The organism is Burkholderia sp. L27(2015), from assembly GCF_009765705.1.
Lineage (GTDB): Bacteria > Pseudomonadota > Gammaproteobacteria > Burkholderiales > Burkholderiaceae > LMUX01.
The window spans coordinates 1,285,768-1,308,731 of sequence record NZ_LMUX01000021.1; the positions used below are offsets into that span (position 1 = coordinate 1,285,768).

The 22,964-nt window shown below is 61.4% G+C and carries 22 protein-coding genes; 16 read left to right on the forward strand and 6 right to left on the reverse strand.

Annotated features, from left to right (window positions below):
* Positions 1 to 367: 367 nt before the first annotated feature.
* The 15 genes from GSQ77_RS24125 (at position 368) to GSQ77_RS24195 (ending at position 14,527) form a co-directional block, all read left to right on the forward strand.
* Positions 368 to 1,339 (forward strand): AraC family transcriptional regulator, encoded by a 972-nt coding sequence (locus GSQ77_RS24125; protein WP_254067762.1) that lies wholly within the window; start codon positions 368 to 370, stop codon positions 1,337 to 1,339.
* A 294-nt stretch (positions 1,340 to 1,633) separates the two neighbouring features.
* Positions 1,634 to 3,427, forward strand: coding sequence for an alpha/beta hydrolase (locus tag GSQ77_RS24130; protein WP_158905540.1), 1,794 nt, complete (start codon positions 1,634 to 1,636; stop codon positions 3,425 to 3,427).
* A gap of 24 nt (positions 3,428 to 3,451) precedes the next feature.
* Positions 3,452 to 4,858 carry a bifunctional enoyl-CoA hydratase/phosphate acetyltransferase gene (locus tag GSQ77_RS24135; protein WP_158905542.1) on the forward strand — a complete coding sequence of 469 codons (1,407 nt, stop codon included), beginning with the start codon at positions 3,452 to 3,454 and terminating at the stop codon, positions 4,856 to 4,858.
* Positions 4,855 to 6,048, forward strand: coding sequence for an acetate/propionate family kinase (locus tag GSQ77_RS24140; RefSeq protein WP_158905544.1), 1,194 nt, complete (start codon positions 4,855 to 4,857; stop codon positions 6,046 to 6,048). The genes GSQ77_RS24135 and GSQ77_RS24140 overlap by 4 nt, the downstream gene beginning before the upstream one ends.
* Positions 6,049 to 6,056: 8 nt before the next feature.
* Positions 6,057 to 6,818, forward strand: a complete 762-nt coding sequence (fabI, locus tag GSQ77_RS24145) for an enoyl-ACP reductase FabI (protein WP_216854953.1) — start codon at positions 6,057 to 6,059, stop codon at positions 6,816 to 6,818.
* Between the two features lie 17 nt (positions 6,819 to 6,835).
* The gene (gene atpD, locus GSQ77_RS24150) at positions 6,836 to 8,329 is read left to right on the forward strand and encodes a F0F1 ATP synthase subunit beta (RefSeq protein ID WP_174246485.1); all 1,494 of its coding nucleotides are present in this window, start codon (positions 6,836 to 6,838) and stop codon (positions 8,327 to 8,329) included.
* On the forward strand, positions 8,326 to 8,745 hold the full coding sequence (locus GSQ77_RS24155; protein WP_158905548.1) for a F0F1 ATP synthase subunit epsilon: 420 nt from the start codon (positions 8,326 to 8,328) through the stop codon (positions 8,743 to 8,745). Before atpD ends, GSQ77_RS24155 begins: the two co-directional genes overlap by 4 nt.
* Entirely contained in the window at positions 8,742 to 9,053 is a 312-nt protein-coding gene (locus GSQ77_RS24160) for an AtpZ/AtpI family protein (protein WP_158905550.1), read from the forward strand. The genes GSQ77_RS24155 and GSQ77_RS24160 overlap by 4 nt, the downstream gene beginning before the upstream one ends.
* Entirely contained in the window at positions 9,046 to 9,327 is a 282-nt protein-coding gene (locus GSQ77_RS24165) for an ATP synthase subunit I (RefSeq protein ID WP_158905552.1), read from the forward strand. Before GSQ77_RS24160 ends, GSQ77_RS24165 begins: the two co-directional genes overlap by 8 nt.
* Positions 9,324 to 10,031: a F0F1 ATP synthase subunit A gene (locus tag GSQ77_RS24170; RefSeq protein WP_158905554.1), complete on the forward strand. Its 708-nt coding sequence runs from the start codon at positions 9,324 to 9,326 to the stop codon at positions 10,029 to 10,031. The genes GSQ77_RS24165 and GSQ77_RS24170 overlap by 4 nt, the downstream gene beginning before the upstream one ends.
* Positions 10,028 to 10,276: a F0F1 ATP synthase subunit C gene (locus tag GSQ77_RS24175; RefSeq protein WP_158905556.1), complete on the forward strand. Its 249-nt coding sequence runs from the start codon at positions 10,028 to 10,030 to the stop codon at positions 10,274 to 10,276. The genes GSQ77_RS24170 and GSQ77_RS24175 overlap by 4 nt, the downstream gene beginning before the upstream one ends.
* Before the next feature lie 13 nt (positions 10,277 to 10,289).
* Positions 10,290 to 11,039, forward strand: a complete 750-nt coding sequence (locus GSQ77_RS24180) for a F0F1 ATP synthase subunit delta (RefSeq protein WP_158905558.1) — start codon at positions 10,290 to 10,292, stop codon at positions 11,037 to 11,039.
* Complete coding sequence (locus GSQ77_RS24185; RefSeq protein ID WP_158905560.1) at positions 11,020 to 12,639, forward strand: F0F1 ATP synthase subunit alpha; 1,620 nt, start codon at positions 11,020 to 11,022, stop codon at positions 12,637 to 12,639. The genes GSQ77_RS24180 and GSQ77_RS24185 overlap by 20 nt, the downstream gene beginning before the upstream one ends.
* A complete protein-coding gene (locus tag GSQ77_RS24190; protein ID WP_158905562.1) occupies positions 12,636 to 13,532 on the forward strand; it encodes a F0F1 ATP synthase subunit gamma in 897 nt (298 codons plus the stop codon). Before GSQ77_RS24185 ends, GSQ77_RS24190 begins: the two co-directional genes overlap by 4 nt.
* Positions 13,533 to 13,585: 53 nt before the next feature.
* The gene (locus GSQ77_RS24195; protein WP_158905564.1) at positions 13,586 to 14,527 is read left to right on the forward strand and encodes a LysR family transcriptional regulator; all 942 of its coding nucleotides are present in this window, start codon (positions 13,586 to 13,588) and stop codon (positions 14,525 to 14,527) included.
* Positions 14,528 to 14,568: 41 nt separating this feature from the next.
* Here the strand turns inward: GSQ77_RS24195 and GSQ77_RS24200 are convergent, their stop codons facing one another.
* The 6 genes from GSQ77_RS24200 to GSQ77_RS24225 form a co-directional block, all read right to left on the reverse strand.
* Positions 14,569 to 15,483, reverse strand: coding sequence for an alpha/beta hydrolase (locus GSQ77_RS24200; RefSeq protein ID WP_158905566.1), 915 nt, complete (start codon positions 15,481 to 15,483; stop codon positions 14,569 to 14,571).
* 84 nt (positions 15,484 to 15,567) lie between these two features.
* Positions 15,568 to 17,094 carry a tripartite tricarboxylate transporter permease gene (locus GSQ77_RS24205; RefSeq protein ID WP_158905568.1) on the reverse strand — a complete coding sequence of 509 codons (1,527 nt, stop codon included), beginning with the start codon at positions 17,092 to 17,094 and terminating at the stop codon, positions 15,568 to 15,570.
* A gap of 54 nt (positions 17,095 to 17,148) precedes the next feature.
* Entirely contained in the window at positions 17,149 to 18,138 is a 990-nt protein-coding gene (locus GSQ77_RS24210) for a tripartite tricarboxylate transporter substrate binding protein (protein WP_158905570.1), read from the reverse strand.
* A gap of 97 nt (positions 18,139 to 18,235) precedes the next feature.
* A complete protein-coding gene (locus GSQ77_RS24215; RefSeq protein WP_158905572.1) occupies positions 18,236 to 18,772 on the reverse strand; it encodes a hypothetical protein in 537 nt (178 codons plus the stop codon).
* On the reverse strand, positions 18,765 to 20,075 hold the full coding sequence (locus GSQ77_RS24220) for an aconitase family protein (RefSeq protein ID WP_158905574.1): 1,311 nt from the start codon (positions 20,073 to 20,075) through the stop codon (positions 18,765 to 18,767). Before GSQ77_RS24220 ends, GSQ77_RS24215 begins: the two co-directional genes overlap by 8 nt.
* 219 nt (positions 20,076 to 20,294) lie before the next feature.
* The gene (locus tag GSQ77_RS24225; protein WP_158905576.1) at positions 20,295 to 21,581 is read right to left on the reverse strand and encodes a RidA family protein; all 1,287 of its coding nucleotides are present in this window, start codon (positions 21,579 to 21,581) and stop codon (positions 20,295 to 20,297) included.
* A gap of 259 nt (positions 21,582 to 21,840) precedes the next feature.
* Between GSQ77_RS24225 and GSQ77_RS24230 the strand changes: the two genes are divergently transcribed.
* Entirely contained in the window at positions 21,841 to 22,953 is a 1,113-nt protein-coding gene (locus GSQ77_RS24230; protein WP_158905578.1) for an ABC transporter substrate-binding protein, read from the forward strand.
* Positions 22,954 to 22,964 lie beyond the last annotated feature (11 nt).

A 22,964-nucleotide genomic window follows, 5' to 3' on the forward strand; every position in this document is an offset into this window, starting at 1 on the left:
CGACATGACGTTTCCTTTCACTGAGGTAGCTAGAAGTTTTGGCAGACCGCATCGATTCGTCGCACATCGCAGAGAGCGACATCGCTTCTCATCCGCTTCTCATCCGATTCGCGCCCCGGTGCATCCACCCCTAGCTTAGGCGCCCCGCTTGCGCGAGCGCCAGTTAAACCTTGTTAAAAATTCAACCTGCACCGCACCGGCGACAACGTGCGTGTACCCGACGATTTAACAAGTTTTTACTAACATTTGAGACCACGCGACTCTACGATAGCGGCTGTTGATCCGTTAGCGCCTGAGCCACACGGAGGGCCATCGTTCGATCAATCGATCGAACGTTTGTTCTATCGATCAGTTATCGGAGTCAAAAATGGTTATGACTAAACGGTTCGAGTTCGAGCCTTCACGCTCGATGCCCCCGGGCATTGGCTCGGAACGGCAATGGCGCTGCCCCGCCAGCATCGAAAACGGATGCCTCCCGCTCGATGACAATCTGGTGATCTCGAGATGGAAGCGAGATGACGTCGATGTCACCGAGCTCACGCCCCAAGTGGGCAGCCGCTACCACACGATCGCCATCAACCTGAAATCCACCCGAGTGACGTTTTATCAATGCGACCGCCTCATACACGACGGATCCGTGATGCCAGGAACGTTGCAGGTGACGAGCCCAGACAAACCGGTACGCGCTGTGTTCCATTCCGCCTGCGAAGTGTTGCATCTGTATGTGACGCAACCTCTGCTGGCAGAGTGTTATGAAAGTGCATTCGGAACCGCGCCGGCGTCGGCTATCGTAGTCTGCGACCCATCATTCGTGCGCGACCCCGCGATCGAGCGCCTCGGGCTGGCACTGATCAATGCGAGCAATGACTGTGGCGCTTTCGGGCGCGTCTATGCGGACAGCGTCGGGCTCGCTATCGTCTCGCGCGTCCTCGCTCGAGAGTTCAACCACGTTGGGCGTTTGGCCCCGGCATTAGCGAATAGCTTGCCGGTTTGGCAACTCAAACGTGCGATCGATTACATCGACGCGCATTTGAGCCGCCCGATCGGCTTGGCCGATATTGCTCGAAGCACAGGGCTCTCACGTATGTACTTCGCAGCGCAGTTCCGCATAGCGACCGGCTTGCGTCCACACGAATTTGTTTTGCGCCGCCGTATTGAGCGCGCCCAAACGCTGTTGCTTCAGTCCGAGTCAACCTCACTGGATATCGCGTTGAGCACCGGCTTTGGATCGCAATCTCACTTCGCGACTGTATTCAAGCGTCTGGTCGGAGAGTCCCCCGCTCGCTGGCGCACGAACGCTCGCAACAAATCGTGCGCAGAAGCGATGTCGATTGAATGATTATGAGAACGTTCACATGACTTCGGGTTAACCTGATCCGGGCCGTGCGTGTACCCAAGGTGCAATATCAGCCGGCACTTGATCCAGATCAACCGTTCCCGTACTGCGCCCGACTAAAGTCATCTCAATCGCCGAGTTTCAGGGAAGTCAAAGGAACCTCAAATCCTCGGGCTTGCCACCGAAAACTCCACGCACCAACAGCCCTTCTCTCTCGTCCTGGTCGTCCGGATCGCAAAGACTCGCACGCCGGCTCGTCCACATCGCTACAAGACCAGCAAGACTTAAAGGAACTTCATGGACACGCGCTCGCGAACCATTCCGACCGATCATCCCGTGCTTGCACCGCAACCGGTTGCGCGCCCTGCCACCAACCCCTTCCGCGCGCTCGATTACAGGAAGGAGGCCGCGATAGCGCGCTTCACGAGCGGTCTGTCGCCGGCATCGCTATCGCTGGCCTTCGCTGACTGGTTCATCCATCTCGCATCGGCACCGGGAAAACGGGCGGAACTAGCATCGCTATGGGCCGCGAACGCGGGCCGGATTAACGACTACCTGCTGCACGGCTTGGCCGGCGATACGACCAGGATGCTCGCGGCGCCCACGCCAGCGGACCATCGATTTCGCGCCGACGCTTGGCAGACCGAGCCTTTCAAGCTCTGGTCCCAGATGTTCCTGCTCACCGAGCAATGGTGGAGTTGCGCCACCCACGACGTGCCGGGTGCGACCCAACATCATGAAGCCGTCGTCGGTTTTGGCGCGCGGCAGTTGCTCGACATGGCCTCGCCCGGGAATTCACCGTTCAGCAACCCCGAGGTCGTACAGCGAACCCAGGCCACGCTCGGCGGCAATCTGCTGCAGGGTGCCTGCAATATGCTGGAAGATGCACGACGCCAAGCAAATGGCGAGCCAGCCGCAGGCGTCGACCAGTTCAAGGTCGGTGTCGCGCTCGCCGTGACGCCCGGCAAGGTGGTCTTTCGCAATCGACTGATCGAGCTGATCCAGTACAGCCCCACGACCGAAAAGGTTTACGCCGAGCCGATCCTGATTGTGCCCGCATGGATCATGAAGTACTACATCCTCGACCTCTCGCCGCACAACTCGTTGATCCGCTTCCTGGTCAGTCAAGGCCACACGGTGTTCTGCATTTCGTGGCGCAACGTCGACGCCGACGATCGTGAACTCAGCCTGGAGGACTACCGCCGGCTCGGCGTCATGGCGGCACTCGATACGATAAGCGAGATCGTGCCGGACCAGAAAATCCATGCGACCGGCTATTGCCTTGGCGGTACGCTGCTGTCGATCGCGGCAGCAGCGATGGCGGGCGCCGGCGACGAGCGGCTGGCATCCGTGTCGCTGCTCGCGGCCCAGACAGATTTCACGGAGCCTGGAGAGTTGCAGCTCTTTATCGACGACAGCGAGGTCTACTTCATCGAAAGCATGATGTGGTCCAAGGGTTATCTCGATGCCAGTCAAATGTCGGGCGCGTTCCAGATGCTGGAGTCGAACGACCTGGTCTGGTCGCATGTGATCCATGACTACATGCTGGGCGACCGCACGCCGATGTTCGACCTGATGGCGTGGGATGCCGATTCGACGCGCATGCCGTATCGGATGCATTCGGAGTATCTGCGCCAGTTGTTCCTCGGCAACGACCTGGCAGCCAGCCGGTATTGCGTCGACGCACGGCCCATCTCGCTGCGCAACATCCGTGTGCCGATGTTCGTGGTCGGCACCGAGCGCGACCATATCGCGCCGTGGCGCTCGGTCTACAAGATTCACTATCTGTCGAGTACCGACATCACGTTCGTGCTGACCAGCGGCGGCCACAACGCCGGCATCGTCAGCGAGCCGGGGCATGCGAACCGTCAGTTCAGGATCGAGTATGCCGCGGGCGCCGACCTTCGCGTGGGCCCCGACGAATGGATCGCTGCGGTCGAACCGCGCGACGGCTCGTGGTGGCTTGCCTGGACCGACTGGCTTGCCGGCCGTGGCGCCGGGGAGCTCGTCGCGCCGCCCCACATGGGGCCCGCAACCCAGGAGCTGGCAGACCTCGTCGATGCCCCCGGCACCTACGTGCTGCAAGATTGAAAACGAAAGCGCACTGAGACCCCCATGGACGACAACCTTCTTCACAACCGCACCTTCGATGAACTCGCGATCGGCGAGTCGGCCTCGCTGGTGCGCACCGCCGGGCTCGACGATATCGAGCTGTTCGCCGCGATGTCCGGCGACGTGAATCCTGCCCACGTCGATGCCGCCTTCGCCGCGCACGACATGTTCGGCCACGTCGTCGTGCAGGGCATGTGGACAGCCGGGCTTATTTCCGCGCTGCTGGGCACGCGGCTGCCGGGGCCCGGCACGATCTATCTCGACCAGGACCTGCAGTTCCGTCATCCGGTCGTACCTGGTGATATCGTGACGGCGACCGTCACCGTCAAGGAAAAGCGCGCCGACAAGCGGATCGTGATACTCGATACGCGTTGCACCAACCAGCGAGGCGAAACTGTCCTGATCGGAGTGGCGACGGTAATCGCGCCGGCTGAAGCCATCGTCTGGCCACGGATCGCACGCCCGGATATCTCGGTGCGACGACACGATCGCTATGACACGTTTATCCGCGAAGCCCGCGCGTTGCCCGCCTTGCGCACGGCGATCGTGCATCCCTGTTCTGCGGACGCCATCAAAGCCGCGATCGAAGCCCGCGACCAGGGCATGCTAGATCCCGTCCTGATCGGACCGGAAGCGAAGATCCGTGCGGCGGCCGAACTGGCGCAGGTGAGCCTGGCCGGCGTGACCATCGTGGCGGTCGAACATAGTCATGCCGCCGCCGCATGCGCCGTCGAAATGGGTACCGCTGGCAAGGTCGCCGCGCTGATGAAAGGCAGCCTGGAGACGAGCGAATTGCTCGCGGCGATCGTGAGCCCGGCCTCGGGTCTGCGCACCGGAAGGCGCATCAGCCACGTCTATGCGATGGACGTGCCCGCCTATTCCAAGCCCTTGTTCATCACCGACGCCGCCGTCAACGTCACGCCCTCGCTCGAACAGAAACGCGATATCTGCCAGAACACGATAGACCTGCTGCATCTGCTCGGCATCGAGCAGCCGCGCGTGGCGGTGCTCGCTGCCGTGGAAACCGTCAATGCGCGCATGCCGACCACGCTCGACGCCGCTGCGCTCACGGTGATGGCCGCACGCGGCCAGATCCGCGGCGCACTGGTCGATGGCCCGCTCGCGTTCGATAACGCCATCAGCCTCGCCGCGGCAAAAACGAAGGGCATCGTCTCGACGGTCGCGGGCCAAGCCGACATCCTGCTGGTACCTGACCTCGAAGCGGGCAATATGCTCGCCAAGCAACTCGTGTACTTCGGTGGCGCCGACGCCGCAGGCCTGGTGCTCGGTGCTCGCCTGCCTATCATCATGACCAGCCGTGCGGACAGCCTGAGGGTGCGGTTGGCTTCCGTCGCGTTGGCGAGCATCGTCGCACAGCGCACGCTACGTACCGTGGCATTGCAACCATGAGCGCCCCGCTGCTGCTGACATTCAACCCCGGCTCATCGAGCGTCAAGATCGGCCTGTTCAGCGTCGGAGCCGATGGCGCGAAGCGTATCGGCATGGGTTCGATCGACTTCCGGCACACCCCCTTGTCGCTGCACCTCATCGACGGCGACAAGGTTCGTGACATCGCGCTAAAAGCGGTCGTCACCGAGGATCTGCATGAAGTGCTGGACGAAACGCTGAACTGGTTCGCGACGCATTTTACGCTGACGGACCTTGTCTCAGTCGGTCATCGCGTGGTGCATGGCGGCGACCGATTCGCCGGGGCCGTCGCAATCACCGATGAAACGCTCGCGGCCATCGTCGAGCTGGTTCCGCTCGCGCCGCTGCATCAGCCGCAGAGCGTTCGGCTGATTCGCGCGATTCGACATCTGCGCCCTGACCTCGCGCAATCGGCCTCGTTCGATACGGCCTTTCATCGCACGCAAACGGATCTGGTACGCCGCTTCGCGCTGCCGCGCCGTCTCTTCGATAGCGGCGTCAAACGGTACGGCTTTCACGGTCTCTCGTATTGCTTTATCGCCGGCGCGCTCGCGCGGCAATTTCCTTTGCTCGCGCGCAGCAAGGTCATTGCCGCGCACCTCGGCAGTGGCGCGAGCCTATGTGCACTGAGCGAGGGTGCGAGCCGCGACACCAGCACAGGCTTCTCGACCCTCGACGGCATTCCCATGGCTACGCGCTGCGGCGCACTCGATGCGGGCGTGCTCCTCTACTTGATCGAGCAGCAAGGCATGAGCACAGGCGCGATCGAAAAACTCCTGTATGAGCAGTCCGGTTTGCTCGGTGTCTCCGGGATCAGCGCGGACAGCCGTGAACTTGCCACCAGTACACGGCCGGAAGCACGCGAAGCGCTCGAACTCTTTACGTTTCGAATCGCAGGCGAAGCAGCACGGCTTGCGACCACGCTTGGCGGCCTCGACTGCCTGGTGTTCACCGCCGGGATAGGTGAGCACCAGCCTCAGATTCGGGCTGCCGTGTGCGAGCGCCTCGCGTGGCTCGGCATCGAACTCGACGGCCTAGCAAACACCGCCAATGCGAGCGTGATCAGTTCGGTGGCCAGTCGCGTCACTGTGCTGGTCCTCGCGACCGATGAGGAGCAAGTCATCGCTGATGAAGCCGTTTCGATTCTTCATCGCCAAGGAGCAATGGTATGAGTGGCATCATCGATCTATCCGGTAAGCGAGGCCTCGTCGTCGGTATCGCCAACGAGCACAGCATCGCTGCGGGGTGCGCACACATGTTTCGCGCCGCCGGCGCTGAACTGGCGATCACCTATCTGAACGACAAAGCGCAGCCCTATGTGCGCGCGGTCACGCAGACGCTGTCGGCGGCCCTCGTCATGGCTTGTGACGTCACCGTGCCAGGCCAGCTTGAAGCCGTCTTCGAACAGATCAAAGAGCAATGGGGAAAGCTCGACTTCGTGCTCCATTCGATCGCTTTTGCGCCCGCTGCCGATTTACATGCGAGCCTCGTCGATTGCTCAGCCGAGGGCTTTGCGCTCGCGATGGACGTGTCATGCCATTCGTTCATCCGTATGGCAAAGCTCGCCTTGCCGCTGATGACCGATGGCGGCAGCCTGATGACGGTGAGCTTCTACGGCGCTGAGCGAGCGGTCGACCACTACAACCTGATGGGGCCGGTGAAGGCAGCACTCGAATCGAGCGTGCGTTATCTGGCTGTCGATCTCGCGCCGCGCCGGGTTCATGTCCATGCCATTTCCGCAGGGGCAGTTAAAACACGCGCGGCATCCGGGCTAGACCACTTCGACGTGCTCCTCGACGAGGTTCGCGCCCGCACACCGGCGCAACACCTGGTCACGATCGAGGAAATTGGACGCGTCGCGGCCATGCTCGCAAGCGACGCCGGCATGACGTTGACCGGCTCGACCCTCTACGCCGATGGCGGCTTTCATGTGGAGGCCTGACACATATGGATAAGCCCATGGATAAGCGCGTGGACCCGATATCCCCCGACCAGACCGCCCCGCTGCACGATGCGCAAGCGGATGAACCGCATGGCCGGGTGACTGCGGTGCGCGGCGCGGTCGTCGACGTCGCCTTCGATGCAGGCGCGCTGCCAATGATCGAAGAAGCGCTCGTCATCATGACGGACGACGGCCCACCGATACTCGCCGAGGTACAAGCCCATCTGGACGAAAGCACCGTGCGCGCCCTTGCCTTGCGTTCCACGAACGGGCTTCGGCGCGGCGCCCCCGTGCGCGCGTCGGGTGGCCCGATCGAAGTACCGGTCGGTGAGGCGATGCTCGGTCGCCTGATAGACGTGACCGGCGTGCCGGGTGACAACGGCGCACCGTTGCCGCCCGACGTGCCGCGCCGGGCGATTCATCGCAAGCCCCCGCCGCTCGCGTCGCAAGGTGCGGACACGAAGATTTTCGCGACCGGCATCAAGGTGATCGATCTGCTCACGCCGCTCGCTCAAGGTGGGAAGGCCGCGATGTTCGGCGGTGCGGGCGTGGGCAAGACCGTACTCGTGATGGAGTTGATCCACGCGATGGTCCAGCGTTATCAGGGCATTTCGGTCTTCGCCGGGGTCGGCGAGCGCTGCCGCGAAGGCCACGAGATGCTCACGGACATGCGCAACTCTGGCGTGCTGCCGCGCACGGTGCTCGTCTACGGCCAGATGAACGAGCCACCCGGTGCGAGATGGCGCGTGCCGTTGACCGCGCTCACGGTCGCCGAATATTTCCGCGACGAAAAGCATCAGAACGTCCTGCTGCTGATGGACAACGTGTTTCGCTTCGTACAGGCCGGTGCGGAGGTGTCGGGCCTGCTTGGGCGCCTGCCCTCGCGGGTGGGTTATCAGCCCACGCTCGCCACCGAGGTGGCGGCGTTGCAGGAGAGGATCGTGTCGGTGGGCGATGTGTCGGTGACCGCGATCGAGGCAGTCTATGTGCCCGCCGACGACTTCACCGATCCGGCCGTGACTGCCATCGCCGCGCACGTCGATAGCATGGTGGTACTGTCCCGCGCGATGGCCGCCGAAGGCATGTATCCGGCCATCGACCCGATCGCATCGTCATCGGTGCTGCTCGATGCACTCGTGGTCGGCGAAGAACATGCGCAAATCGCCACGGAAGTGCGGCGCGCGGTCGAGCACTACCGCGAGTTGCAGGACGTGATTTCGCTGTTGGGGGTGGAAGAGCTGGGCGCGGACGACCGGCGCATTGTCGGCCGCGCGCGGCGCTTGCAGCGTTTTCTGACGCAACCGTTCGCGGTGACCGAAGCGTTCACCGGCGTGCCCGGCCGATCGGTCGCAGTCGCCGATACGCTCGCCGGCTGCAAGGCGATCCTCGATGGCGAGTGCGACGACTGGCAGGAAAGTTCGCTCTACATGATCGGCAAGTTGGACGAAGCGCGCGAGCGGGAACACGCGACGCAGCAGGCAAAGTCGGTCGACGGGAGCGTAAAGACATGAGTTCGACGCTGCACTTAACGCTCTCCACACCTGCGAGCATCCTCGCCGATGCCGAAGCGATCGTCTCGCTGCGCGCCGAAGATGAGAGCGGCAGCTTCGGCATCCTGCCTGGACACGCCGATTTCCTGACCGTGCTGACGCCATCGGTGCTGCGCTGGCGCGACGCGGAAAACGTCGAGCGCTTTTGCGCAGTGGAAGAAGGCGTGCTCAGAGTATCGGAGGGATGCCGCGTGAACATCGCGTGCCGCAATGGCGTACTCGGCGATTCGCTTGCGGCGCTTGAAGCGCAGATCGACGCAGCGCATGCCAGCCAGATCGACATTGCTCGTAACGCGCGTGTCGAACAGACCCGCTTGCATGCGCAAGCCGTGCGGCAGTTGTTGCACTATCTGCGCCCGAACCGGAGCGACGCATGAACGAGCCCGAGGAACAGAACGATAGCGATCGCATCACACGCGCCGCCCGGCAAGCCAGCTTGCGCGAACGCCAGGGCCGTGACGAACCTGAGCCCTCGCTCGGCAGCCGTCTGGGGCAGATCGGCATTCTCGGCTGGTCTATCGTGATTCCGACGCTGCTCGGACTCGTCATCGGCCACTGGCTCGACCGGCACTTTGGCACCGGCGTGTTCTTTTCCGCCCCGCTTTTGATGATCGGCGCCGCGTTTGGCCTGTGGTCGGCGTGGAAATGGATGCATCGCCAGACACGGAGCAAGCATCATGATTGAACACCTGACGTTGGCCGCACAAGTGCCCACCGGCTTGATCGCCGGCTTCGCCGCGGGCCTGGTTCATTTTTCGACCCTGCACCGCAACGTTCGGTTGCTCGCGTTCGGCTCGGCGAGCAAAGCGTTGGCAATGCAGCTCGCGCGCATGGGACTGATGCTTGTGGTGCTGTTCGTGTTGGCGAAGCTCGGACCCTGGACCTTGCTATGCGGCGCACTCGGCGTGCTGGTCGCCCGGTCGGTCGTGTTGCGCCTGGCCCGTGTGGTGACGCCATGATCCACTCTCCACTTCTCACGACGCCGCTGTTCCATGCCGGCCCGATTCCGGTTACGGCGCCGGTCGTCACGACGTGGGCGATCATGGCGATCCTCGTCATCGGCGCTGCGCTCGCGACGCGTCGATTGTCGCTCACGCCATCGAAATTTCAGACCGTGCTCGAACTGCTGGTCACCACCATCGATGCGCAAATTCTCGACACCATGCAGACCGAACCGCAAAAGTATCGGTCGCTGATTGGTACGCTGTTCCTGTTCATCCTGATCAGCAATTGCTCGTCGCTGATCCCCAACGTGGAACCGCCAACCGCCCACTTGGAAACCGATGCCGCGCTGGCGCTAGTCGTCTTCTGCGCGACGATCTTCTACGGCATACGCACGCGCGGCGTGCTGCGCTATCTCGCCACCTTTGCCGAACCCACCTGGATCATGATCCCGCTCAACGTGGTCGAGCAGATCACGCGAACCTTCTCGCTCACCGTGCGCCTCTTCGGCAACGTGATGAGCGGCGTGTTCGTGGTGGGCATCGTCCTGTCGCTCGCGGGGCTGCTGGTGCCGATTCCGTTGATGGCGCTCGACCTGCTCACCGGGGCGGTCCAGGCTTATATTTTCACGGTGCTGGCGATGGTCTTCATCGGTGCAGCACTTGCTGATAGCTCAAGTTCAGACAAACCCACGATACAACAAGGAACAGGAACGCCATGACCAATCTCATCCAGGCGATCAGCATACTCGCCGCTGCCATCGCCGTCTCGTTTGGTGCGATCGGCCCAGCGCTGGGCGAAGGCCGGGCCGTCGCCGCCGCGATGGACGCCATTGCCCGCCAGCCCGAATCGGCCGGCACCATCTCGCGCACCCTCTTCGTCGGCCTCGCGATGATCGAGACGATGGCGATCTACTGCCTCGTGATTGCGCTGCTGGTGCTGTTCGCGAACCCGTTCGTCAAGTGAGCCCGGAGCGATCATGCACATAGACTGGTGGACGCTCGGGTTGCAAACGGTCAACGCGCTCGTACTCATCTGGCTATTGGCGCGCTTCCTGTTTCGTCCGGTCGCGAAAATGGTCGCCCAGCGGCAGCAAGCAGCCGCAACGCTCATGGCCGATGCGGTGCAGGCAAAAGCAGCGGCGCTCGCTGAACAAAGCCATGCGGCAGAAGAAGCGGCCCGCATTGCACAACAGCGCGGCGATATGCTCGCGGCAGCCTCAGCGGAGGCGGAAAAATTGAAGGCATCACTCGAAAGCGCCGCTCACGCCGATGCCGAGCATCTGCGCGCAGCCGCCAAGGTCGACATTGCAAGCGCCCAGCAAGCGGCAGCGGCGGCCGACACGGACCGAGCTTCGCGGCTCGCGATTGACATTGCGGCGAAGCTGCTCGACCGATTGCCGCAACAAACACGGATTATGGGCTTTATCGACGGGCTCGCGGACGAACTCGCCAAGCTGCCCGACTCGACTCGGGCGGAGCTGGGTCGTGATGGCGTGGCGGCCCGCCTGATAGCGCCACGTGCGCTCAAAGACGATGAACTCGCCGCCTGCCGAGCAGCGCTCACGCACGCGCTTGGCCGTGACTTGCCGCTGCGGGTCAGCGTGGACCCAACCTTGCTGGCGGGCCTTGAACTCGAAACGCCACATGCGATCGTGCGCAACAGTTTCCGTGCCGATCTGGCCTATCTCCAAACCGAACTTCTCGCCCATGATACCGACCACGCCTGACCCCGCCGCAGACGCCTGGCTCGAGCGCGGCCGCGCGGCGCTGACGAAAGCCCAACCCGGCGCGCACGCCGACGCCGTCGGCCGCGTCGAGCACGTCGCCGATGGCATCGCGCTCGTCTCGGGTCTGCCCGACGTACGCTTGAATGAGTTGCTGCGCTTCGACGGCAAGTGCTTCGGTTTCGCCCTCACGCTGGACGCCGACACCATTGGGGCAGTGTTGCTAGACGATGCCGACGCGATCGCCGCCGGCTCAGTCGTCACCGGCACGGGGCAGGTGGTACAGGTGCCCGTCGGGCCGGGCTTGCTCGGGCGCGTGGTCGATCCGCTGGGCCGGCCGCTCGACGACGGTGGCCCCGTGCGGGAAGAGGCGCGGATGCCGATCGAAAGGCCGGCGCCAAGCATCATCGAGCGCGACCTTGTAACCGAGCCGATTGCCACCGGCATTCTGTTGATCGACGCGTTGTTTGCGATCGGACGTGGTCAGCGCGAGTTAATCATCGGCGACCGGGCGACGGGTAAAACCGCGATTGCGATCGACACGATCGTCAATCAAAAGCACAGTGATGTCATCTGCGTGTACGTGGCGATCGGCCAGCGCGCGTCGGCCGTCGAGCGCGTAATCGCGGCCGTGCGCGAGCACGGTGCGCCCGAGCGCTGCGTGTTTGTGTTCGCTTCGGGCGCAGCATCGGCCGGGCTGCAATGGATTGCGCCATTTAGCGCGATGACGATGGCCGAATATTTTCGCGATCGTGGGCAGCACGCGCTCGTCGTGATCGACGATCTGACCAAGCATGCGGCAACTCACCGCGAGTTGGCGCTGCTCACGCGCGAGCCACCGGGGCGCGAGGCCTATCCGGGCGATATCTTCTATCTGCACGCACGACTACTCGAACGGGCGGCGAAGCTTTCTGCCGAGCGCGGCGGCGGTTCATTGACGGCATTGCCGATCGCGGAAACCGATGCCGGCAATCTGTCCGCGTATATCCCGACCAATTTGATTTCGATCACCGATGGCCAGATCGTCTTGAACACCGGCCTGTTCGCGGCTAACCAGCGACCCGCGGTCGATGTCGGCTTGAGCGTGAGTCGCGTTGGTGGCAAAGCGCAGATGCCGGCCTTGCGCAACGTATCGGGGCGCTTGCGTCTGGATTATTCGCAGTTCCTGGAGCTGGAGATGTTTTCGCGTTTCGGCGGCCTGAGCGACGCACGCGTGAAGGCCCAGGTGGTGCGCGGTGAGCATATCCGTGCGTTGATCACGCAGCCGCGCTTTACGGCTCTACGCCCCGTCGATGAAGTGGCACTTCTTGCGGCATTGGCCGAGGGCGTGTTCGATCGACTTCCGGCTGAAAGCATTGCCACGATACGAACCCGTCTTGCGGCGCACCTCGATGCGCATGGCGGCAATGCGGCAGCTACCTTGAAAGAGACCGGCACGCTCGACGCGACCGCTCAGGCGACGCTTGTGGCGGCTGTGCGGGATCTAGCGCAGGCCTGCGCAACGACAGCGCCTGTCTTAGCGGAGGTGCCGAAAAAGCCAGCACCTCCGGCTGCGACCGTGACAACCTCGGCCACTACCGCAGCCCGCCCGAAATCATCATGAGCAACAAGCTTAGCGAAGTTCAGGGCCGTATTTCGAGCGTGCATCAGCTCGAATCGGTAGTGAGCGCGATGCGCGGCATCGCCGCGGCTCGCTCGCGCGAAGCACAAGCCCGCATCGCCGGTATCCGTGCATGCGCGAGCATGATCGCCGACGCTATCGGCGACGCCCTGACTCTCGATCAGAGCGACGAAGCGAGAGCACATCTGAAGGACACTGTCGACGCCGAGGTCGTCATCATCCTCTGTGCAGAGCAGGGATTCGTGGGCACCTTCAATGAACACGTGGTCGAGGTCGCAACGCAACGTACTCCATCGCGTTCGCCTGAATACTTTCTGCTCGGCGATCGCGGTGTACCGGTCGCCATGGAGCATGGCCTGACGATAGCCTGGTCTGCGCCGATGGTAGCGCACGCCGACGAGGTCTCGGCTCTCGCGGATCGCATCACCGAGGCTCTTTATGAGCGTCTGAACGCAGGGAAAGCCGCGCGGGTGACGCTGCTGCATGCGGTACCGAACCCGTCGGAGACAATCGAGGTGATCGAAAGCGCGTTGTGGCCGTTCGACTTCACGCGCTTTAAGCAGACGCCTCGTGGCTATCCACCGCTCGTCACGCTGGCGCCAAAGAAGCTGCTCGCCAAACTCGCCGAAGAATACATTTACACGCAGTTATGCGAGGCGGTCATGCTGTCGTTCGCCGCCGAGAACGAGGCCCGCATGCGTGCGATGATCGCAGCCCGAACCAACGTCCACAACACGCTCGACGGGTTGATCCAAGAGTCTCGCCGCCTGAGGCAGGATGAAATTACGTCGGAAATCGTCGAATTATCATCGGTCACGCTGGCGGCCGCGACCGCGCCGCGAAAACGTCATGGGGACCACAAGAACCTACCGTAGAAGTTATTTTATAAGTAGAATTTTTACTTTCTGCTAATTCATTGTGAAACCCTATGAATGTAAATATCCGTCAACTCGAGGGTTTCATCCAGGTTGCACGGTTGGGCGGCTTCTCCCATGCCGCAAATCGCCTGCATTTGACCCAAGCCGGCTTGAGTATTCTGATCCGCAAGCTCGAGGAAAGTCTCGATATGCGACTGTTCGAGCGCACGACACGCAGCGTAGTGCTGACTGCGGCCGGTCGCGAAATCCTACCGGCGGTAGAACGGATCCTGGCCGATGTCCAATCGCTCGAAACCACCGCTCGCGACATCGGTGCATACCATACCGCGCGCGTTACGCTGGCCCTGCCGCCAAGGTTGGCCGCCACCCGTCTACCCCGCGTGCTTGCGCGGTTCAGCATCGACTACCCCCACGTGGCGGTCACTTTTCGCGAATGCATAGACGAGGAATTGATCAGTCGTGTGTACACGCGCGATGTCGACTTTGGCCTTACATTCGACATCGAGTCCAATGACATGCTCGACTGCGAAGTGTTGGGCGAGGACGCGCTGGTTGCAGTGTGTGCGCCCGATCATCCGTTGGCGCGCAAGCGCACGCTGCGATGGCTTGACCTGGTGGGCCATCCGATCATTACGCTGCCGACCGCCAGCGCCGCGCGAACCCTGATCGAACAACAATTTGCCGCGATAGGCCACCAGCTCAGGCCCGTCTATGAGGCCAATACCCTTGTCGCAATGGAATTCGCCAAGGAAGGGCTAGGCGTTGCCATCGTATCCGCCACAACGCCGGTTCACAATCCGTACACCGACCTCGTCCAACACGTGTTGCGTGGACCCATCGTCAAGCGACAATTGCTTGCCGTGACACGACGAAAATCAACCTTGTCCGAACCGGCACGCGCCCTGATCGATCTGTTTGCAACGGCCACATCGAAAAACGTCAAATCGGCCGTTGCGCCTCGCCGTGCTCGCACGGATGGCAGAGCGCCTTAATAACGCTCGCTATCCGCGATCGAGAGTTGAAGACAGATCGTTCAGGCGAGGTAGACCGGCTTAGGCACCGTAAAGAAGCTGTGCAGCAGGTGATAAACCGTCATGTAGTTCTTTTGCTGGAAACTCGCATGCGAGATCCCGGCCATCACGCTGAATTGCTTGTCCATATTGGACAAGCCCCGGAAGAATGCCAGCAGATCGTCAATACTGGCGATCCCATCGTATTCGCCACGCAAGATCATCGACGGCACTGTGATTTTTTGCGGATCGACCAGCGGTAATTTCGAGCACATGTCGACGTAGGTGCCCGTGGGCATCGAGTCGTCGAGCGTCAAGATAGCATCCGCAAACGCGTTCACCGTTGCTGCGTCCGCGCATTCGGCATGGTCGCGGCTGAATATGCTTTGTACGAACGCGCGATCGATCGGGCGTCGGTTGTTCGCTTTGAAGTCTGCCAGCTTCTTCGTGCGCTCTCGCAAGGTCGGACTGCCTTCGCCTGTCCATACAAAGGCGTCGAGCACCAGCCTCGCAACGCGTTCCGGGTGGCGCTGCGCGAACAGCGCGGCCTTGAGCGCGCCGGACGAGATCCCATATACCAATAGCTTGCCGCCACCAGTGCGCTCAAGGATGTATTCGCTGCCGGCGGCCAGATCGTCGGCGCCATTGCTGATATCGAAGTTGATGGGACGCGATTTATCCGAGCGGCCATAACCCTCGTTATCCATGCACCACGTATTGAAACCACGCTCGGCGAACCAATCCATCGCCGACGAATGCGGGCGGCCGGGCACATGAAGATCGAAGGTCGGCTGCCCCGCCATCGACGAGCCGTGCACGAAAAGAATGGTTCCCGCCGGTTTCGCTGCCGGTGCAGCAGGTTTTTCCCATAGAAACAACCGGACATCGCCCTTCTTGATCCAGTGTTCGTTGCCACCGTTCCACTTCACATCTGCCATAAATAGCTCCTTTAAAGAACGCCTACCTCGGGCTCGGGATTGCGCCGCGAACTGCCGCCGTCAGGGAATGAGACGTTCGATGCCTCATTGAGCCGACACTGCTTCAGCACGACGTGGCGCCTGCCGAGCCTGTTTCGCGCGAAAGAAAAATTGACCAGCGATCAACAGCGCACTGGCTGCGATAAAAGCAGCGCTGATCGGGTGATCCAGGAAGACCATCATGTCGCCGTGCGACTGCAGCAGCGCGCGCCGGAAATATTCCTCGACCATCGGTCCCAGCACATAGCCGAGTAGAACCGGGGCGACGTGGAAGTCCAGCGCGGCGAAGATTGCCCCAGCTATGCCAAAGACCAACACCTCCCCGACTTCGAACAAGCTGTTGTTCGTGCTGTAAACACCCACGGCAATAAAGAACAACGCCGATGGATACAGGTAACGATAGGGAACCTGGAGCAGCTTTACCCACACACCGATCAATGGCACGTTGAGTATCACCAGCAGCACATTGCCGATCCAGAAGCTGGCGATCAAACCCCAGAACAAATCCGCATGTTCGCTGATCAGTTGAGGGCCCGGCTGGATCCCCTGGATCAACAGCGCCCCGAGGATCAACGCCATCACGGGATCTCCCGGAATCCCGAGGCTCATGGTCGGAATGAAGTCGACCTGCGTCTTCGAATGCGACGAAGCTTCCGGTGCCGCGACACCCGCCAGCGCACCGTGCCCAAACCGTTCGGGCTTTTTGGATATTCTTTTTTCTATGGCGTAAGCGATGAACGTCGTGATGGTGGGACCGGTGCCGGGCATCGCGCCAAACACCGTGCCGACCAGAGTGCCACGCACCATCGGCAAGAACGATTGCTTGAGTTCCGCGGCGCTCGGCCGCATATCACGCAGGCGCACCTTGGTGCCACCGCCGATGACCTTCATCCGATTGACGTTTTGCAGAAATTCGGCGACGCCGAAAAGACCGAGCGCCAACGCAACGAGTTCGACCTTGTCAGAGAGTTCCGGCAAACCGAAGGTAAAGCGCATGACGCCGCTGCTGACATCGGTGCCGACGATGCCCAGCAGCAACCCTATCGCCGTCATGGCGACGCCCTTCAGGGCCGACCCTTTCGATAGCGTGGCGCCGGCCAGCAAACCGAGCAACATGATCGAAAATAATTCTGCCGGGCCGAAACTGAATGCAACGCGCACCAACAGCGGCGAGGCAAAGATCATGACGACGATGCCGACCGACGCCGCGAAAAACGACGAGATCATCGTGATGCCAAGCGCTGTGCCGCCCTTGCCTGCCCGAGTCATGGGGTAACCGTCCAGACAGGTCACAGCATGCGGTGGGTGGCAAGGCAAGTTCAGCAGGATTGCGCCTATCGCGCCGCCGTACTGGGAGCCGTAAAAAATGCCGGCAAGCATCAATATCGCCGGTATCGGATGCATCGTGTACGTCAGCGGCAGCAACAGGGAAATCGCCGATAACGCGCCCATGCCCGGCAGTACCCCGATGAGATTGCCGATCAATACGCCAAAGAATGACCACATCAGGTTGTGCGGCTGCAGCGCAACGCCGAAGCCCTGCATCAGGTTGAGTAGCGATTGCTCGATCACGATCGGCCTCGCTCAGACACACACGCTGGTGAATCGGGACTCATGACTCGGGCCTCATTGCAATTGAATCCCGTAGGTATGACCCAGCGTTCTCACATTCGCGATGTACTGCTTGAGCATCGCGTCGAACTCGTCGGGCGTGCTCGACACCGGCTCTCCTCCGATCGCAGTCAGGCTCGCGCGCACCTCAGGCAGCGTCAAGATTCGGGCGATCTCACTGCTCAATTTGACGCGGATATCCTTCGGCGTTTTAGCCGGCACCAGTGCGCCGTACCAATCGTCGCCGGGGTCCCCCGTGACCCCAGCCTGTTCCAGGGTTTGCACTCCGGGCGCGAACTTGTCGCCTAATGCCGAGGTGGTTGCGATGATGGTGAGCTTGCCGTCTTTGGCGAACGGTAACGCGTTCGGCCCCGGCGAAAATGCATAGTCGATACGGCCCGCAACCACATCATTGACGGCTTCGGGCGTACCGCGATACGGCGCGTGCTCGCCCTTGAAACCACCGCCGGTCGCAACCAGCAGAGCATGCAAATGACCGGTGCTGCCAGTGCCGGCGGAGCCGTAGACGAGTCCAGCCGGCTTGGTCTTCGCATAGGCCTGCAACTGCGCGATAGTCTTAATGCCACGTGCCGACGGCGTCACCAGGAAGCTCGGGGTACGCGCCATCAAAGTGACACCGGCAAAGTCGCGCAACGAATCGTAGGGCAAGCTGTTGCTAAGGCCTGACAGCACGCCAAATGCGCTAGGCGCCACCAGGACCGTTTGCCCGTCCGGTTTGGCCGCCGCAACATAGGCCGCACCGATTTCTCCGCCGGCTCCCGCGCGATTCACGACCACGACCGGAACACCCCATGCCTTGCTCAATTGCTGGCCGACCACACGGGCCACAATATCGGTCGCGCCTCCCGGCGTCGCGCCGACAACAAAGGTGATGACGCCGTTGGGATAGGTCGCAGCGGACGGTTCCGCCGCCGCCGACAGTCCGATGGACAATCCCAACAACACGATAGAGCCCGCGACGCGGCGAAGTAGTTTGATCGGCATGGCGCTTCGGAACCTTTCTTTCAAGGGGTTAAGCAACGCGGGTTAAGTCATGCTGCACGGCTGTCCATGTCGGACCGCGCTTATGCAGCGCACTTTTTCAAGCTTGCTGCCTGGCGCCCACGGTCTGCCACCAGTGCGCCAACCACCCTTTGTTGCCACCCTCGGCGATCAGCTCGCGTAACTCTTCAGGCACCGGTGGAAAATCATGGGTTTGCTTGCGCGTGTGATTGGTAAAGCGACCGGTAAAGAAATTGCATTCGATATCGTCACCGGTGTCGCATAGCGTGGTTATGCCCGTGCAATGGGTGAGAACTCGCAAGCCATTGCAAATCGCGGCGCGGTACGACTGCACGGAAGTGGATTCGCACAACAACCCGAGACCGAGCGCCTGCATCGCGACATAGCCATTGCCCTTGGGGCCCATGCCAAAGTTGCGGCCGGTCACGATCAGGTCGCCTGGACGGCAACGTGTATGAAAGCCGGGATCGATGCGCTCGAATAGATGCGGGATCAACACATCGGGATTCATTTCGCGGCCGGTCACGAAGCTGGCGGGAATGACGTCGCCCGCATGGGGCACGTCGTCGCCCAGCTTGTAGCAACGTCCTCGCAAGACCCAATTGAATTCAGACATAAGCACTCTCCATTCGGTCGCGCAAAGCCGCATCGGCCGGCATCGTACGGGGATCAGTGATTTTTCCTGCGAGCGCGGAAGCGGCCACGGTCGCCGGACTGCCGAGGAACAGGCGTGCGTCGATCGGGCCGAACCGTCCATGATTGTTATTGGTCGCGGTCGACAGCGAAACCTCGCCCCGTGCGACAGGTCCAACCACCGCGTCATTGCATGGACCACAGCCAGCCGGCAACAGCATTGCGCCAGCGTCGAGGAATATCTGCATCAAGCCTTCCTCGACAATGCGTCGAGTCGAACGTTCAGAGCCGGGCACGATGAACAGCCGCACGCCCGATGCGATCCGTCGGCCCTTTAAAAAGCTGGCCGCACATAGCAGGTCCTCGTACATGCCGGAACCGCAAGAGCCTATAAACGCATGATCGATAGCGGTGCCCGCAGCCTCGCCGACATCCACGGCGTTTCCGACGTTACCGGGCAGCGACACCTGGGGCGCAATCGCGCTCAAGTCGAATGAGAACCGCGCTTCGTAAGTGGCGTCCGCATCGCTGAACACCGGCGTGAACGCACGTTTGGCATGTTTGGTGCAGTATTCCAATACCGCGGCGGAAGGCGGCACGAACACACCAGCCGCGCGCATCTCGGTGGGTGTACTGCACAAGGCAACTCTGGCGCCTAGCCCGAACTGATCGAGATCGCCCGCGTATTCGAGCACGCGATAGTCGAGATCCACCGATACTTTGCCGGACTTCACCTGTCTCGCGAGATAGAAACCGATGTCTCGCGCTTGCACGCCGTTGGGCAACTTGCCCTTTAGCTCGAGCTGTACGGTCTTGGGCACTTCGACCCAGGTCGTGCCCGTGGCCAGCACCCGCGAGATCTCGTTGCCCACGCGCAACCCGAATGCGCCGACCGCACCCGCGTTCGTCGCGTGCGTGTCGTTGTCGAAATAAAACATGCCGGGCAACACAGAGCCTTGCTCCATCGGGAAGATGTGCCCGTGGCCGCCACGACCTGCATCGTAGAAACCCTCGATACCCCACTGCGCCGCGGCCTTGCGGTTAAATGCGCCGCGCTCGGCAGCACGATCGCTGCCGTACAGCACGTCGTGGTCACTGACCATCATCACTTTCTTGGGTGCTGCGACTTGCTTGATTCCGATCGCGTCGAGTTCGCCCTTGGCTTCGCGCACCAGACCGTCGTGGATCATGACCATGTCGGGATCGGGATACAAGATGTCTCCAGCGTGCACATGCTCACGACCGCTAGTACGCGCCAGAACCTTTTCTATTGCTGTAAATCCCATGAAGCTCTCCGGCTAGGTGGTCTCATCCAAGTAGCCAATTATCGAGAGATTAATTTGATAATAAAAACAACAATTTTTTATCGATTAATAACTATCTGTATTGAATTTGACATGGCTGTGCCGAGCGCGGGTTCTGGCCGCGATTTGAACCGCTTTATCAGGAGGGCCGGCAGCGAGGGCGTGTATTGGGAGCGGATCGGTTGGCCTGTCTGCCCCGCATCAACGCTCGGGGATGAAACCCCATAGGTCGAGAATCAGCGTCGTGCCGGGAACGAACAGCCGCTCGTTGACCTGGATCGCGCTAAACGGCAATCCGATGTCGCCGATGTGCTTTTCCCATTCCCGATAGGTGTCGTAGAAATCGGCAAGATCGGTATGGAAGTGCAGGGCCCGCACGACCTGACTGAGATCGCTGCCCGCCGCCTCGAAAATCGTTTTTGCCTTGCCCAGGATGTCGGCCATTTCGGCGGCCGCGTTCGACTGGTAGAACGGCATCGACGCATCGCTGCGCGCGGCACCGACCACGCCCTCACTATCGATAGCCATCAAGCCTGACACGAACAGCAGACCGTCCAAAGCCCGGGCCGGGGCCATCCCTGGGCAGACCAGCTCGACGTCGCACTCGATCTGCTTGATCCGGTCGCGCGCGCTTTCATTGGCGGCGATTACGTTGACTTCGATCGTTGCGTCCTGGGTGCCGAAGCCCGGATGCTTGACAGGGACGATCGTCGTGGGCGGCACATTGCCGTCGAATGCCTCGCTCCAGGCCTGCCAGAATGCCGGCAGATCGTCGACCCGGCTCAGATAAACCTGCGCCTTGAGCACCAGATCCAGATCGCTACCCGATGCCTGCAGCGCAGGTTGCAAGCGCTGCCGCACTAGGTAGCTGGTTTCCAGCTTGATACGCGTGCCTTTCCACAATTGCCCCACTGGCACCTGGGCTTCGGGCGCCAGGCCGCCGGTTTCGTCACGTGCCAACTGCCCGGCCACGAACACCAGATCGCCCACCCGCAGCGACGCGCTATAGCCGGACTCTTTCGGTGCGCCCACTCGGGCGACGTTAATCGGCTCAGGCGTGAGCCCGCTGTCTTTTGTCACCGCTAACACCTGGAGGTCCATTTGGGCATCCAGATTGAGCAAGCGCTCCACGAGTATGGACGTGCTCGGCGCGACGACCTTACCCAGCGCATTCTTGCGAGCGACGTGATAAGGATCGACCGCGCTCCAATGCGGGTAGTACTGGTCCACGCGCACGACATGGCCAAGACTGCTACCGGCTTGCGCGAGATCGTTACGCAGACGATCGAAAATGAACTCCGCCTCGCGTTGCGCGCGCGGCGGTACCGACAGCGGATGCCCGTCACGCCGCACACCGGCGTCGATGAGGCCGCTCTCGTCGCTAGCCCGCAGCCCCGTGCCAAATACCCATTTTCCGGCACGAACCACGGCCGCGTGGCGCACTCTGCCGCCCGCATAGGAGCGGACTCCAAATCGTTGAATTCCCATTGTGAAACCACTCTCCGAGACGTAAGTTCGAGACGGGAAATGATCAACCCATGTCGTCGGAACTGTCAATCGAGAATATAAGCAGAGAATATAAGCACGCCCCCCGAAGTCCGGGTCAACGGACTGTTCCCCCTGGGCTTATGATTTTGACTGATTGACATGAATCACGGCTATGGTCGATCATTTTTGTAGCGGATGTCTGACTTGCACTGCGGACTTGCATTGCGTTTTTGCTCGAAGAACCTATACGGAAGTGAATATGGCGACAGCTCGTTTCAAACGTCTTTTCCAACGATGCATCGTTCCCGCAGTCGCCACCTTGTGCCTGCAAATGCTCGCGCCATCCGCAAGCGCGCAAGGTGCACCGCCGCAATCGGGTGCCGCGGTCTGGACTTATCTGGCCGCCCTTCCCCCCGCGCAACGTATGACCGTGTTGCAGCAAGAGGCCACGCGCGAAGGCAAGCTCGTGCTGTACGGCGCGATTGCGATCGAACGCGCGCAGATCCTCATCGATCTGTTCCACAAGGATTATCCCAACATCGACGTGCAGTTCGTCAGGCTTACGACAACTGACCTGCCGCAACGCTTGATGATCGAGCAGCGCGCCAATCGCGCGAACGCCGACGCGGTCATCATCACATCGGACCGGCTCGACATCATGTCCGCAGCACTCGCGCCTTACGAGCCGACGAGTTGGTCGGATTTCGATCCACGCTTCTTGAACGGCGGCAAGAACAAGGGTTGGACCGCAGTGAACTACGAAGTGATGATGGAAGCCATCGCATGGCGTACTGACCGGATCTCCAAAATCCAGGCGCCTAAGACGCTCGATGAGGTTGCCGATCCGAAGTGGAAAGGACGCACCGGTACGGTGACTTCGCTGGAACACCTGGTGGACAGCTACGGAACGCTCTACGGCCAAGCGGTGGCAACTGAAAAAGTCGGCAAGCTTGCCGCCCTCGATAACCACCTCTACCCATCGATCGCGGGGTTGTCGGAAGGTCTCGGCTCCGGTCAGATCGACCTTGCGTGGGGCGTATCGGCCATGCGGATCATACGGTTGCAGAAAGCAGGCGCGCCCGTGGACTTTGTGTACGAGTCCCCGGCGTTCGGCGTACCCGACGCTATCGCCGTCACCACGCAAGCCAAAAACCCCTATGCAGCAGCACTGTTCATGGAGTTTCTCACGTCGGCGAAAACCCTCGAAGCCGTCGACAAGACCGAACCCGGCTTGGTGTTCGGCAATCGCAAAGGCACCTACAGCAAACCCGTGGCAAGCTTGCAGGGCCTGACGATCTTCGGTCCGATCTCCGAATCCAACTATCGCACCGAGAATCGCGAAGTGCAGAGCTTGTTCATCCGCAGAAATTAAGCCGTCCAGGC